Source organism: Cohnella lubricantis (assembly GCF_014212015.1).
GTDB lineage: Bacteria > Bacillota > Bacilli > Paenibacillales > Paenibacillaceae > Cohnella > Cohnella lubricantis.
Window position 1 is genome coordinate 1 of the sequence record NZ_JACJVN010000003.1, and the last position, 14,442, is coordinate 14,442.

Annotated in this window: 10 protein-coding genes; 9 read left to right on the plus strand and 1 reads right to left on the minus strand. The window is 60.8% G+C overall.

Annotated features, from left to right (window positions below):
* Positions 1 to 316: 316 nt before the first annotated feature.
* From H4Q31_RS00505 to H4Q31_RS00525, 5 genes are all read left to right on the plus strand, one after another.
* Positions 317 to 2,551, plus strand: coding sequence for a hypothetical protein (locus H4Q31_RS00505; RefSeq protein WP_245347549.1), 2,235 nt, complete (start codon positions 317 to 319; stop codon positions 2,549 to 2,551).
* Positions 2,552 to 2,563: 12 nt separating this feature from the next.
* Entirely contained in the window at positions 2,564 to 3,721 is a 1,158-nt protein-coding gene (locus H4Q31_RS00510; protein ID WP_245347551.1) for a HEAT repeat domain-containing protein, read from the plus strand.
* 90 nt (positions 3,722 to 3,811) lie between these two features.
* Positions 3,812 to 5,266, plus strand: coding sequence for a glycosyltransferase family 2 protein (locus tag H4Q31_RS00515; protein ID WP_185177117.1), 1,455 nt, complete (start codon positions 3,812 to 3,814; stop codon positions 5,264 to 5,266).
* The gene (locus H4Q31_RS00520; RefSeq protein WP_185177118.1) at positions 5,263 to 6,084 is read left to right on the plus strand and encodes a response regulator transcription factor; all 822 of its coding nucleotides are present in this window, start codon (positions 5,263 to 5,265) and stop codon (positions 6,082 to 6,084) included. Before H4Q31_RS00515 ends, H4Q31_RS00520 begins: the two co-directional genes overlap by 4 nt.
* 538 nt (positions 6,085 to 6,622) lie before the next feature.
* Positions 6,623 to 7,984, plus strand: coding sequence for a nucleotide sugar dehydrogenase (locus tag H4Q31_RS00525; RefSeq protein ID WP_376698198.1), 1,362 nt, complete (start codon positions 6,623 to 6,625; stop codon positions 7,982 to 7,984).
* 186 nt (positions 7,985 to 8,170) lie between these two features.
* Here the strand turns inward: H4Q31_RS00525 and H4Q31_RS00530 are convergent, their stop codons facing one another.
* A complete protein-coding gene (locus tag H4Q31_RS00530) occupies positions 8,171 to 9,103 on the minus strand; it encodes a hypothetical protein (RefSeq protein ID WP_185177119.1) in 933 nt (310 codons plus the stop codon).
* Between the two features lie 138 nt (positions 9,104 to 9,241).
* On the opposite strand from H4Q31_RS00530, the gene H4Q31_RS00535 reads away from it, so the two are divergent.
* From H4Q31_RS00535 to H4Q31_RS00545, 4 genes are all read left to right on the plus strand, one after another.
* Positions 9,242 to 10,048, plus strand: coding sequence for a hypothetical protein (locus H4Q31_RS00535; protein ID WP_185177120.1), 807 nt, complete (start codon positions 9,242 to 9,244; stop codon positions 10,046 to 10,048).
* 473 nt (positions 10,049 to 10,521) lie between these two features.
* Positions 10,522 to 11,505 (plus strand): peptide-methionine (S)-S-oxide reductase MsrA, encoded by a 984-nt coding sequence (gene msrA, locus H4Q31_RS00540; protein WP_185177121.1) that lies wholly within the window; start codon positions 10,522 to 10,524, stop codon positions 11,503 to 11,505.
* Between the two features lie 295 nt (positions 11,506 to 11,800).
* Positions 11,801 to 11,926, plus strand: coding sequence for a hypothetical protein (locus H4Q31_RS21420; protein WP_260440076.1), 126 nt, complete (start codon positions 11,801 to 11,803; stop codon positions 11,924 to 11,926).
* A 124-nt stretch (positions 11,927 to 12,050) separates the two neighbouring features.
* Entirely contained in the window at positions 12,051 to 14,240 is a 2,190-nt protein-coding gene (locus tag H4Q31_RS00545; protein WP_185177122.1) for an alpha-galactosidase, read from the plus strand.
* Positions 14,241 to 14,442 lie beyond the last annotated feature (202 nt).

Here is a 14,442-nt window from a genome sequence, read left to right on the forward strand (position 1 = left end):
TTATTCAGCAAGCCCTAATTAATATAAGAGCAGTGTATCACGATGGGATAAAAGTCAAATCCCTTCTTAGGAACCAACTTCAATGTAATTTCCGGGTACGAACTTTAATGTAATCGCGTGTTGAGTGATCGATTTTGAGAAACCAACAATAATGTAACTTTAAAATGAGGTCAAAAATCCCAAAATGCTTGATATTACAGTCTTTTTCAGGAACCAACTTTAATGTCACTGAACAAGACGAGCGTGGTGGAGGAGCAGGCCGGGCGCCGCAGCGGGCATTCTGCTGCTAGGGGCTGTGCTCGCGGGAGCCCTCTACTTGCGGGAGCATGACGTCTTCGCCGACCGGTCGATCGAGACGGAACGGCAGGCGGACGGCACGCGGCTGAAGTTCAAGACGGCGGGCGAGAACCTGGCCATTTTCCAAGAAGGCAAGTGGCAGCCCTTCTTCGCCCAAGGGGTGAACCTCGGGGCGACGGTGCCGGGGCATTACCCCGGGGAGCTCCCGATCGAACGCGCTGACTACATGCGTTGGTTCGAGCAGATCCGGGAGATGGGCGCGAACGTCATTCGCGTCTACACCCGGCACCAGCCGGTCTTCTATGACGCACTGGTGAATTACAACCGGAAGCATGCGGATGATCCGCTCTACTTCATCCAAGGCATCTGGTCGCCGGAGGAGCAGTTGATTGAGAAGCAGGATGCGTATGACCCGGAGATTGAAGCAACCTTCCGCCAGGAGATCGAGAATGATGTCCGCGCCGTGTACGGCGATCTGGAGATGCCGGCGGCGCCGGGACAGGCTTCCGGCGACTACAAGGCGAACGCAGGACCTTACCTGCTCGGCTGGAGCATCGGCACCGAGTGGGATCCGGTGATGGTGGCCAATACGAACAAGCGCCATCCGGACAAAGCGAGCTACGTCGGCCCGTTCTTCGCGACGACGGCTAAGGCGTCGCCGTTCGAGGCGTGGCTGGCCGAGATGACCGACTTCGCGGCGAAGACGGAGCAGCCGTACGGCTGGCGCCATCCGATGAGCTTCACGAACTGGGTGACGACCGACGTGCTGTCGCATCCGAAGGAACCGCTGTTCACCGAAGACATGGTCAGCGTGGACGCGACGCATCTGAAGCCGGTGCAGTGGAACGCTGGCTACTTCGCCTCCTATCACGTGTATCCGTATTATCCGGACTTCTTCCGGCTCGACGATCCGGGCGGACGTACGGACCCGTACGCCTCCTATCTGAATAAGCTGAAGGCGTACCACCAAGACATGCCGATCATGGTCACGGAGTACGGCGTGCCGTCTTCGGTCGGCGTCTCTCATGTTGCGCCGCTCGGACGTTCGCAGGGCGGACGCAACGAGACGGAACAGGGCAAGGTGGACGCGGAGCTGACGCAGATCATTCATGATGCCGGTTATGCGGGCGCCGTGCTGTTCATGTGGCAGGACGAATGGTTCAAGAAGACTTGGAACACGATGCCGATGGAGCTGCCCGAGGATCGAAGGGCCTACTGGCTCAACGTGCTGACGAACGAGAAGCAATTCGGCCTGCTCGGCATGTACGGCGGGCTGGAGGACAAGCTCGTCATCGACGGCGAAGACGGCGATTGGCGGAAGCTGAAGGAGCCGCAGAAGGCGGAGCTGTTCTCGGACGTGCCCGGCATCGAGAGTATCGAGGCGGCGCATGACGAAGCGTACGTGTACCTGTCCATCCGTTTGGATCATCCGTTCGATCCGGCGAAGGAGAAGCTCGAGCTTGGAGCGGACACGCTTCCGGGCGGCAACCGGCACGGTGACGAGCTGCCGGGCAAGACGCTGGACGAGGGGCTCGAGACGCTGATCACGATCGGCGAAGACGAAGAGACGGGCGTGAAGATCGCCGCGAATTACGATATGGAGAAAAGGCTCTACGGCTACGTCTACGGCATGATCGACATGACGGCGAAGGAATTGAAGGACGACTCCGGGCTGTTCAACGATTGGCATCTGCCAGTCAGCTTGAAGATGGAGCCGCCGGATACGAAGACCGCCCATCCGTACGAGCATGCCGACGTCGGGAAGCTGAGGCGCGGCACCGACAACCCGGCCAGCGCCGCTTACGATTCGTTCGCGATGTGGCAATACAAGGACGGCTTCGTCGAGGTTCGCATCCCGTGGATGCTGCTCGGCCTCGCCGATCCGAGCTCGCTGCAGGCGGTCAGCTATGAGATGCCGGAGGAGGCGTTCTCGACGGAGCGGATCGAGGGCATTCGCTTCGTGCCTTGGATCGTGGACGAGGAGACGAACCGGGTGATCGGGCTGGAGGCGGGAGCCGGCTCGGAGGATACGACGAGTCCGGAACCGGCGGAACCGACGGGATTGGTGGAATCAGCGGAATCGCCTGGAGTTGGCCCGACTGAATCGTCGGAAGCCTACCCCGTGACGCAGATTCCAAAGTATACATGGGAGGGCTGGGACGCCGTGCATTATATGGAGCGGTTGAAGCCTAGCTACAACGCGATGAAGGAAGTCTATGAAGCTATCGGCCAACGGCCGAAGACGGGAGGGTGACAGATCGTGGATATGCATATGCGGATGGCTTCGATATTCATTGCGGTGCTCTCCGGCGTTATCGCCGTCGGACTCGCAGCGCTATATACGCTCAAGCTGCGCGATATTCGACGCCGCCGGACAGCGGGTGTTTATACGGCCAAGCACGAGGATTGGATCACCTACGTTCTGGCCAATCTGGACGGCGAGGAACCGCTCTATCCGCCGCCGGGCCGGTTGAATCAAGAGGAACGCCGAGTCGTGCAGGAACGGCTGATCGGCTGGATCGAGCAGTTCCGCGGCGAGCAGCAGCGTAAGCTGATCGCGCTGTGCGAAGAGATGGGGCTGGTGAAGCGCCATCTTCAGCGGCTGGACAGCCCGTTCGAATGGGTGAGGCTCGACGCCGCTTATTATCTGGGCTGCATGCGAAGCCACGGAGCGGTGCCGGGCATGATGAAGCTGCTCGCTTCGATGCGGTTCAGCCCGATGGTATTCATCGTCGGGCGGGCGATCGCCAAGTGCGCGCGCCACACGGATGAGCTGCGGGACATGGTGCATGTCCTGCTCGCCCATAAGAAGGAGGCGCATCCGCTTATTGCCGACATTCTGGCCGAGTCGGAGATCGATATTGCGGCGATGCTGGAGACATTCCTGCGCAGCGGAGACGAAGAGCGCGTTCGCCTTGCGCTTGCCGCGATGAGGAAGCATTCGCTTGCCGGAAGCGGAGATACGCTGTACAAGCTGACCGCATCGGAGCAGGCGGACATCCGGCTCAAGGCGTCCAAGCTGCTGGCGAAGGACGCCGTCTCCTTCTCGGAGGGCCGGGCGCGCAAGCTGCTGATTCACCCGGACGGCGAAGTGCGAGCTTTGGCGGCGCAAGCGATCGGCAAGCTCGGCCTGCGGTCCTGCTTGGAGCAGCTGCGGCTCACGATGGCCGATCCCGAGTGGAAGGTTCGTTTCTATTCTGCTCGCAGCATGGCGATGCTCGGCGAAGAGGGCTTCGCCGAGCTGTGCGAAGCGGCCAAGACGGACACGGAAGCGGGAGCGGAGGAAGCGCGCGACGTCATCCGCGAGGAGATGAGAAGGCGCGAATCGGCATCGCGGGAGACCGGATGGGTCGCCGTAAGGGGCCGGAGTCAGCCCGCCTACGAATATGTGCCGCTCACTCAGGATGATCAGGTCCATGCGTGACCCTTCCCGGACAATCCTCGCGAGGCCTAGTTCCTTCGCCGCCGCGAGGCGGCAAGGAGCCGGCAAACGGGAGAGAACGGAGGTTGAACGATGAGAGCATTGCTGCTCGGCTACGGAACGGTCGCCATCTATTACGTCATGGCGGTTACGTTGATTTATTTTATGATTTTGTTTTTCTCCTACAAAGGCGTGTATTCCATGATCAAAGGGGCGGTCTACTCCCGGTTCCAATCGCTGTCGGGCTCGGAGTCGGCGCCGCCCGTATCGCTGCTCGTTCCCGCTTATAACGAGGAACTTACCATTATCGAGAACGTGAAGTCGCTGCTCACGCTGAATTATCATACCTACGAGGTTATCGTCATTAACGACGGCTCGAAGGACAATACGCTGCAGGTGCTCATCGACGCGTTCCAGTTGGAGCCGAAGGAGGATGAGAAGGGGCATCAGGCGATCGAGTGCACGCCTATCCGGCAGGTGTACTACAATCCGGCTTATCCGACGCTCTACGTCATCGACAAGCCGAACGGCGGCAAAGCCGACTCGCTCAACGCGGGTATTAACCTGTCGCACTATCCGCTCATCTCCTCGATCGACGCGGACTCCTTGCTGGAGAAGGATGCGCTCATCCGTATGGCGCGGGTGTACATGGAGAATCCGGCGGAGACGGTCGCGATCGGCGGCAACGTCCGCATCGCCAACGGCTGCTCGATCCGCGACGGCGTCGTGACGGACGTGCGGCTGCCGAAGAAGCTGTGGCCGATGTTCCAAACGCTGGAATACATGAAGGCATTCCTCGGCGGACGGATCGGCTGGAGCCACATCAACGGACTCATTATCGTATCCGGCGCGTTCGGCATGTTCCGCAAATCGAATGTCGTCGAGGTCGGCGGCTACCGGGACGGCTATCCCGGCGAGGACATGAACATTATTATCAAGCTTCACCGGCACATGCTGGAGAACAAGCTGCCCTACCGGGTCGCCTACTGTCCGGACGCCGTATGCTGGACGCAGGCGCCGGACACGTATCGCATTCTGAGCAGCCAGCGGAAGCGGTGGGGGCGCGGCAACCTGAAGAACATGTGGGAGAACCGCGACCTGCTGCTGCGTCCCAAATACAAGGTGTTCGGCATGTTGACCGTGCCTTACAACATTATTTTCGAGACGCTGAATCCGTACTTCAAGCTGACCGGCCTTCTCGCCTTGATCGGCTATGTCGCGATGGACATGACGAACTGGAAGGTGCTGCTGGTCTTCGCGCTGATCAACTTCCTGAACGGGTACGTGCTGGCCGTCGGTTCGCTCGTGCTCGAGGAGCTGGCGTTCCAACGGTATACGCGAATGAGGGATCTGGTGCGCATGACGTGGTACTCCGCGCTGATGTTCCTCGGCTACTACCAATTGGGTGTCCTGTGGAGACTTCAGGGACACATCGAATTTCTGCGCAAGAACAATACGTGGGGCGTTATGACGCGACAGAGCTGGAATCAGGATGCGCCTGCCGTGAATAATACGCCGCCTGTGGCGACGGGAGGGAAGATCGCATGAGCAATCGGAATCGGGACAAAGGAAAGCGGCTGAACGAGCTGATGTACGAGAAGGTGGTGGAACGTTACTGGTCGGCCGGAGATTCGAGGGTAGAGGGCGAGCCGTGCGGCATGGTGCTCGTTCGCTGCCGGCGGTCGTTCGACGAGGCGATACGGGAGGTGCGGGCTCGTCTGGAGACGGAGCTCGGCGGCCCGGTCGAGACGATCTTGGACCCGGGCGGGGAGCAGGCCGTCTTCTTGCCGTTCGGGGTGCCGCGGAGCCGGACGCATTACTTGGCGCTGCTCGCCAAGCAGACGCTGTCCGCCTATGCGGCAGGGGAGTTCGCCGTGATGCTGGCCGAGGCCGGAGAACAGCCGGAGCGCAATCCTCGGGTATTCGAGAAGATGGCGGATCTGTTCGCGCACCTACCGGACGAGCCCGAGGTGGCGTTCTTCCAAGAGGAACGGGGGCGGCATGGGGAGTCGCATTCGGTGCTGCTCGTCGACGGGGACGAGGAGATGCGCCGGTATTTGCAGATGCGGTTCCGGATGAAAGGCTACCGCGTGCTCGCCGCCGAGGACGGCACGCAAGGGCTGGACTTGTTCCGCCAGGAGAAGCCGGACGTCGTCGTGACGGATTTGAATTTGACCGGCATGGACGGCTTCCACCTGCTGACGAGGCTGCAGCGCGAGGACCCGGACGCGCGCATCGTCGTCTTCACCGACAATCGGGTGGAGTCTTCGATCAGCAAATGCTTTAAGCTGGGCGTGGCCGACTACATCACGCGGCCGTTCTCGCCCGTCGAGCTGGAGGCGCGCATCGAGCGCCTGCTGCAATAGGCGGGCGAGCGCTGGCTCGCGGCGGCGGCTTGCAGGGCGCGAACCGCGCCCGCGGGTAGCTGTAAGCGGTCCGAGCCGGGTTACAGGGCGCGAACCGCGCCCGCGGGTCGCTGAAAGCGGTCCGAGCCGGCTTGCAGGGCGCGAACCGCGCCTGCGGGTCGCTGTAAGCGGTCCGAGCCGGCTTACAGGGCGCGAATCGCACCCGCGGGTAGCTGTAAGCGGTCCGAGCCGGTTACAGGGCGCGAACCGCGCCCGCGGGTCGCTGTAAGCGGTCCGAGCCGGGTTACAAGGCTCGAACCGCGCCCGCGGGTCGCTGTAAGCGGTCCGAGCCGGGTTACAAGGCTCGAACCGCGCCCGCGGGTCGCTGTAAGCGGTCCGAGCCGGGTTACAGGGCGCGAACCGTGCCCGCGGGTCGCTGTAAGCGGTCCGAGCCGGCTTGCAGGGCGCGAACCGCGCCCGCGGGTCGCTGTAAGCGGTCCGAGCCGGCTACGACGCGCGGGGCCAAGCAACCTTTTCACACATAAAGGAGGAATTCATAGTGAACATCCATTACATGCGGCTGTACCGCGCTATTGAGAACAAGCAGGCGAAGCTGGGCGTCGTCGGGCTCGGCTATGTCGGGCTGCCGCTGGCGGTCGAGATGGTGAAGCAGGGCTTCGAGGTATGCGGCATCGACCTGGACGAGCGCAAGGTCGAGATGCTCCGCAAGGGGGAGTCGTACGTGCAGGACGTCTCCGAGGAGAAGCTGGCTGAGGCGCTGGCGAGCGGCCGCTTCAAGCCGACGACGGATTACGCCGCGTTAGCCGAGCTTGACGCCGTCTCCATCTGCGTGCCGACGCCGCTGAGCGCGAATCAGGATCCGGACACCTCCTATATCGTGTATGTGGTGGATCAAATCAAGCTTCACATGCGCAAAGGGCTGCTCATCGTGCTGGAGAGCACCACGTATCCCGGCACGACGGAGGAGCTGATCGAGGCAGAGCTGGCGAAGCTGGGGCTGACGGCCGGACGGGACTACTTCCTCTGCTTCTCGCCTGAGAGAGTCGACCCGTCCAACGGCAATTACGCGACGTTCAACACGCCGAAGGTGCTCGGCGGCACAACGCCGGAATGCAACGTGCTCGGTTGCCTGCTCTATGAGAATATCGTGGAGAGAGTCGTTCCCGTCTCGTCGCCGAAGGTGGCGGAGATGTCCAAGCTGCTCGAGAATACGTTTCGAAGCGTGAACATTGCCTTCATCAACGAGATGGCGATGATGTGCGAGCGGATGGGCATCGACATCTGGGAGGTGATCCAGGCGGCAAGCACGAAGCCGTTCGGCTTCATGCCTTTCTACCCCGGGCCGGGGATCGGCGGACACTGCATACCGCTGGACCCGATGTACCTGTCGTGGAAGGCGAAGGGCTATCGCTTCTACAGCAGCTTCATCGAGCTGGCGCAATCGGTGAAATCGAATATGCCGTACTATGTGGTGAACAAGACGACGAATATACTGAACGAGTACTCGAAGTCGCTGCGCAGCTCACGCATACTCGTGCTCGGCATGGCCTACAAGCCGAACGTGGACGATCTGCGCGAATCGCCGGGACTGGAGGTGTACGAGCTGTTCCGCGAAGGAGGCGCCGCCGTTGATTACTACGACCCGCTGGCCAAGTCTTTCCGCGATCAGAAGGGCGTCGTCGTGGAATCGTTGGCGTATCAGCTGGAGCAGTTCCGCACGTACGATTGCTTCGTGCTTATTACGGATCACGACGCGTTCAATTACGGCGAACTGGCAGGGCTCGGCGTGCCGATCGTGGACACGCGCAATGCGATGAAGGCGTTCGACCTGCCGCACATCTACAAGCTTGGCGCGCCGGTGGAGCGTAACTTCGAGCCCGTCCGGACGTCGGCCGGCTGACGGCAACAGGGCAGCCGGCGTGCCGGAGTTAGTCTCAGAACCGGCTAACTCTCCGCCCGCAGCGCCGATGCCGGAATTAGTCTCCAATCCGACTAACTGGCCCGATCTGGCCCGACCGCCCGACCGCTGTGCCTGCGCTCGCCCGCCAGTTGCACCAGCCATCTGCACCAGCCAGCTGCGCTAGCTCTAGCCTTGCTGCTCCAGGCGCATCCAGGCAGCGAGATCGTGTACGGCGATGCCGGCGAACCCGGCGTTGCCCGCGAACTCGCGCTGGATGAGCTCCGCGGCTCGCCGCAGGCGCTCCGGGCTCGTGCCGTAGAACGTCAGCGCGGCCTCTTCATCGGGGGCGGCGTTCAGGCCGACGAACACCCGGCAGCCGGACGCTTCCGCATGCTGCAGCTCTTGCTGCACCAGTGCGATGACGCCGTTCGTGCCTTCGGCTTCGTTGCGGTAGGACATGAGCGCGACCGAATCCACCCGGTCCATCATCCATTGATCGAGCGTCGCGGAAGGCTTCCCATCCAACGAGGAAGCCGAAGCGGGAATATCGTCAAGCCAGAAAGGCAGGTCGACGCCCAACTCGAGCGAATGGGAAGCGGCGAACGCGGCGGCTTGATCCACCATCTGCTCCCATTCGCGGGTGAGGCCGCTCTGGTCATGGGCCCATTCCGGCAGCAGATAGGGCTCGACGTCCAAGTGGATTCCCTTGAACCGAGCGCCTTCTGGAGCAGACTCGTTATATGACGCGACCTGCTCCAGATAATCGCGCAATCCAGCCCAGCCTTCCGATAGCGCCCAGTTCCGCTCTCCGCCTAACGCATGGACTTCGACCCCGGCATCCGACGCCGCTTGAATGAAGGCGCGGTATAGCGACTGCCCCGGACCTGCCGCCGATTTGCCCATATAGAGGTAGACGGCGTTCACCCGGCGCTCCCGCAGGAAGTCCATCACTTCCCCCGTTCTGCTCCCGCCCGCGCCGAGCAGCTCGTCTAAATCCCAAACCCATGTCGCTGCCGTTCGGTTCAAGGGTTCGCGCCCGCCGCGACTCAGCTCGTATATCAGCAATGCCGCCGCTAGAACAACGATGAACGCTCCTGCGGCATAGCGCCATTTTCTCATCGCGATTGCCTTTCCGTGTGTCGAATTAAGAACATCGTAACCGAAGGATGGTGCCGCATGCAGCCTTTTCGACGATCGAGACTGTTAACCGGACTGTTCGCCGGAGCCCTATTCATTGGATCCATAGGGGGGAATCCCATGCAAGCTAACGCCAAGACGCAGATGACCAAAGCCACTTGGCTGTGGGACACGCCGCTTATTCGCGCTTCCGCCGCGGATATCGTGCAATTCTGCAAGTCTAACGAGATTAATGTCATCTACCTCCAGATTAACCGGGACATTCAAGCGTCCGACTATGCGTCCTTCATCCGGCTGGCACGAGGGAACGGCATCGAAGTTCACGCGCTGGACGGGAGGACGACATGGGGCTTCACGGCCAACCGGCGCTCGATCGATCGCTCCTTCGACTGGCTCGCCCTGTATCAGAGCAACGTGGCGGCGGATGAGCGGTTCTCGGGCATTCACGTCGACATCGAGCCTTACGCGCTGCCGTATTGGGACAAGACGGGCTCTGATTTTGTCGCGCAGTGGCAGGGCAACGTCCGGTATATCGTTCAGAGAGCGAAGGATCTCCGGCTGCCGATCGCCGCGGATATTCCGTTCTGGTTGAGCGGGTTCATGACGCCGGATGGCAAGGAGACGCTTAGCCGGTGGATGATGCGCCACTATGGCGCAGTCACCATTCTCGCATACCGGGATTCGGCCCAAGGCATCTCGAATATGGCTGCAGCCGAGCTGACCGAAGCCGCGGATTTGAACATCCCGGCGACGGTAGGTGTCGAGACTGTACATAGTCTGGAAGGAGCCAATATTACGTTCTTCGAGGAAGGCAGGGCGCGCATGAACGAGCAGCTTGACGAGGCGGCTTCCCTGCTCGCGGAACACGGAACCTTCGCCGGCCTTGCAATTCATGATTACAAAGCCTGGAGAGCGATGGAAGACTAACGGCGAGTATGTTCGAAAAGGCGGTTAGACCGTCAGCCGCCGCATCCCGGCCGTCTACGAAGGAAGTCCCTTGCGCATGCGCGCAAAGGACTTCCTGTTTTTGTCGACCTGCTGATCGCTCTTCAGTGATTGTTGCCGGAGCTGTTGCCCTTCTTGTCGGACGTCTTGGTCTGCGTATTCTTAACTGCGTGGCCTTGCTGCTTGGACATGATGAACCCCCTTCCGGTGCGGATGGAGGTAGTTTGTTCATCGAGAAACGAATGTAACCGGCCCCAGGTTGACGGCCTGACGGGTTACTTCGCCGAGATGTAAGCAATCTTGGAGGGGTTCCGCCCAAGTAGAGTGAAGTGACATCCGCGGGGCCGCGACGAATTGTGCCTACACTATCACGATCCTTCCCAAATTGCGATTCGGGCGGACTTTGATACAATAAAGAATAAGCAGGCAAGACTGCGTTAAGGGGAGGTTCCGATATGAACGATAACAGCGCTCCAGACAAGCGTTATGAAGAAGCGACATTCGCCGGAGGATGCTTCTGGTGCATGGTGACGCCGTTCGAGGAGATGCCCGGCATCATTCGGGTTGTGTCAGGCTACACCGGCGGACATGTGAAGTCGCCCACATATGAAGAAGTATGCTCGGAGACGACCGGGCATGCGGAAGCGGTTCAAATCACGTTCGATCCGGAGCTTATGCCCTATGAGAAGCTGCTGGACATCTTCTGGCAGCAGATCGACCCGACGGATCCGGGCGGCCAATTCTATGACCGGGGATCTTCTTATCGTACGGCCATCTTCTACGCGAACGAGGAACAGCGGGAGAAGGCGGAGCGTTCCAAGCAGGAGCTGGCGGAGAGCGGCCGCTTCGATCGTCCCATTGTGACGGTTATCGAGCCGCTCGCGGAATTCTATCCGGCGGAGGATTACCATCAGGATTACCATAAGAAGAATCCGCTCCGGTATCGCATGTATCGCAAAGGCTCCGGCCGCGACGAGTTCATCTCCCGCCACTGGAATACGAGCAAGGACAAGGAGAAGCTTCGCTCGAAGCTGACGGAGCTTCAGTTCGAGGTCACGCAGAACAATGCGACGGAGCCGCCGTTCCGCAATGAATTCTGGGATCATCACGAAGACGGCATCTATGTGGACATCGTCTCCGGAGAGCCGCTGTTCAGCTCGCTCGACAAGTATGATTCCGGCTGCGGCTGGCCCAGCTTCACGAAGCCGCTCGGGAAGGGCAGCATCAAGGAGAAGGACGACTTCAGCCACTACATGATCCGTACGGAAGTGCGCAGCCGCGAGGCGGACTCTCATCTGGGGCACGTGTTCCCGGATGGTCCGACAGAGACGGGCGGACTGCGATATTGCATCAACTCCGCAGCGCTTCGATTCATTCCGAAGGAGGACCTGGAGAAGGAAGGCTACGGCCAGTTCCTGTCCCTGTTCGAGGGGAAGTAAGCGTCAATCCGTTGTAATCGGGGCTGCCCGACTGTCATCTTCCGATGACGGTTGAGGCAGCCTCTTGGCGCTGATGGGGGATGCTCTGCGTGGGGGAGGATAGCCGCATGGCGGCGGCAAGAGAGGAACGGAGTACCTCACATTGGCGGGAAGACGGGAGGACGGCGGCAAGAGAGGAACGGAGCACCTCACATTGGCGGGAAGACGGGAGGACGGCGTCAAGAGAGGAACGAGGTACCTCACGTAGGCGGGAAGACGTGAGGACGGCGGCAAGAGAGGAACGAGGTACCTCACATTGGCGGAAAGACGGGAGGACGGCGGCAAGAGAGGAACGGAGTACCTCACATTGGCGGGAAGACGGGAGGACGGCGGCAAGAGAGGAACGGAGTACCTCACATTGGCCACTCCAGTTCGCGTCTAAATCGCGCGGCATGCGCCAATAAAGCGCTCACAAATCGACATTGACATCCAACGGGAACTTGTTCAGTATTCGATATGTATAGACTCCTGAACGAGCATAAATTCCGATTGGAGAGGTGTTCTTAGTGGCCATCCGCTATGACGAGTCAACACGCACGTTCCATCTGCAATCCGGGAACGTCAGCTATGTGATGCAGATTGTTAAAGGCGATTATCTAGCCCACTTATATTGGGGCCGCCAGATTCGCGGGAGAGCAATTGATGACATGATGCCGAAGGCATACCGCCCGTCGTTCAACCCGAACCCGTTCCCTGAGGACGAGACGTTCTCGCTCGATACGCTTCCGCAGGAGTTACCCGGCTACGGAACGAGCGATTACCGCTCGCCGGCGTATCAGGTCCGCTTGGCGAACGGCACGACGATCGCGGAGTTTAAGGTGACCGGTCACCGCATCATGGCGGACAAGCCTGCGCTCGAAGGACTGCCAGCCGTCTACGCGGAGTCGGGCGATGAAGCCGAGACGCTGGAGATCGAATTGGAAGACGCCGCGGCGGGAATGAAGCTGATCGCGAGCTACACCGTCTTCCGCGATAGTGATGCCATTACGCGATCGGTGCGAATCGTGAACGCGGGCAGCGAACCCGTTCGCGTATTGCGGCTACTGAGCGCAAGCGTCGACCTGCCGCATTCGCGCTTCGACGCCGTGCACCTGTGGGGCACTTGGGCTCGTGAACGCCACATCGCCCGACGCGCCCTGATGCCCGGCGTGCAGGCGATCGAGAGCCGCCGGGGGGCGAGCGGCCATCAGCATAATCCTTTCTTTGCGCTCGTCTCGCCGGACGCGACCGAAGATCACGGCGACGTGTACGCGATGAATCTCGTCTACAGCGGCAGCTTCCTGGCGCAGGCTGAAGTGGACCAATTCGCTTCGACGCGATTGGCGATCGGGCTTAACCCGTTCGACTTCGAGTGGTTGCTGGAGGCTGGACAATCGCTGCAATCTCCTGAGGCGGTGCTTGTCTATTCGCCGGAAGGGCTTGGCGGCATGTCGCGGATGTTCCACAAGCTGTATCGTACCCGGCTGTGCCGCGGCTCGTTCCGGGACAAGGAACGGCCGATTCTGATCAACAACTGGGAAGCGACCTACTTCGACTTCGATTCGGAGAAAATTATGAAGATCGCAAGAGCGGCCAAGGAGCTCGGCCTCGAATTGTTCGTGCTCGACGACGGCTGGTTCGGCAAGCGCAACGATGACAAGCGTTCGCTCGGCGATTGGTTCGTCAACGAGGAGAAGCTGCCGGGAGGATTGGACGGTCTCGCCAAGCGAGTGAACGAGCAGGGGCTCTCCTTCGGCCTCTGGGTGGAGCCGGAGATGGTCTCCCCGGACAGCGACCTGTACCGCGCCCATCCGGATTGGTGCCTGCACGTGCCGGATCATCGCCGTACGCTGGCCCGCACGCAGCTCATTCTGGACTTCTCGCGCCAGGACGTTCGCGATTATATCGCCGGCCGGCTGACGGCGATTCTCTCAAGCGCGCCGATCTCTTACGTCAAGTGGGACATGAACCGCAACATGACCGAGATCGGCTCGGCTCAGCTGCCGCCCGAGCGGCAGCGCGAGACAGCGCACCGGTACATGCTCGGCCTGTATGAGGTGCTGGAGAAGATTACGTCGGCGTTCCCGCACATTCTGTTCGAGAGCTGCTCCGGCGGCGGCGGCCGCTTCGACGCGGGCATGCTCTATTACATGCCGCAGACGTGGACGAGCGACGACACAGATGCCATCGAGCGGTTGAAGATCCAATACGGCACGAGTCTCGTCTACCCGATCAGCTCGATGGGCAGCCACGTCTCCGCCGTGCCGAACCATCAGGTGCACCGGATGACATCGCTCGCGACCCGCGGCCATGTCGCCATGTCCGGCAACTTCGGCTACGAGCTGGACCTATCCAAGCTCGCGGACGATGAGCGTGCCGAGATCGCTCGCCAGGTAGAGGAGTACAAGGAGATTCGCGGGCTCGTGCAGCAAGGCGACTTCTACCGGCTGCTTAGCCCGTTCGAGGGCAACGAGACCGCCTGGCAGTTCGTCTCGGCCGATAAGTCCGAAGCATATGCGATCTACGTGCGTACATTGGCGATCCCGAACGGACCATTGGCGCGGCTGCGGCTGAAGGGTCTCGATCCGAACAAGAACTACAAGCTGTACGGGACGGACCGGATCTACGGCGGCGACGAGCTGATGTACGCCGGCCTGCCGCTGCCAATGCTGCAAGGCGACTTTAGCAGCTTGGCGTTCCGCTTCGTTGAGGCGTAAGAGCGGCGCCAAGAGCAGGAGTTACTCGCCGAACCCGAGTAACTCCGCCGCCAAGAGGCGCCAAGAGCAGGAGTTACTCGCCGAACCCGAGTAACTCCGCCGCCAAGAGGCGCCAAGAGCAGGAGTTACTCGCCGAACCCGAGTAACTCCGCCGCCAAGAGGCGCCAAGCGCAGGAGTTACTCGCCGAACCCGAGTAACTCC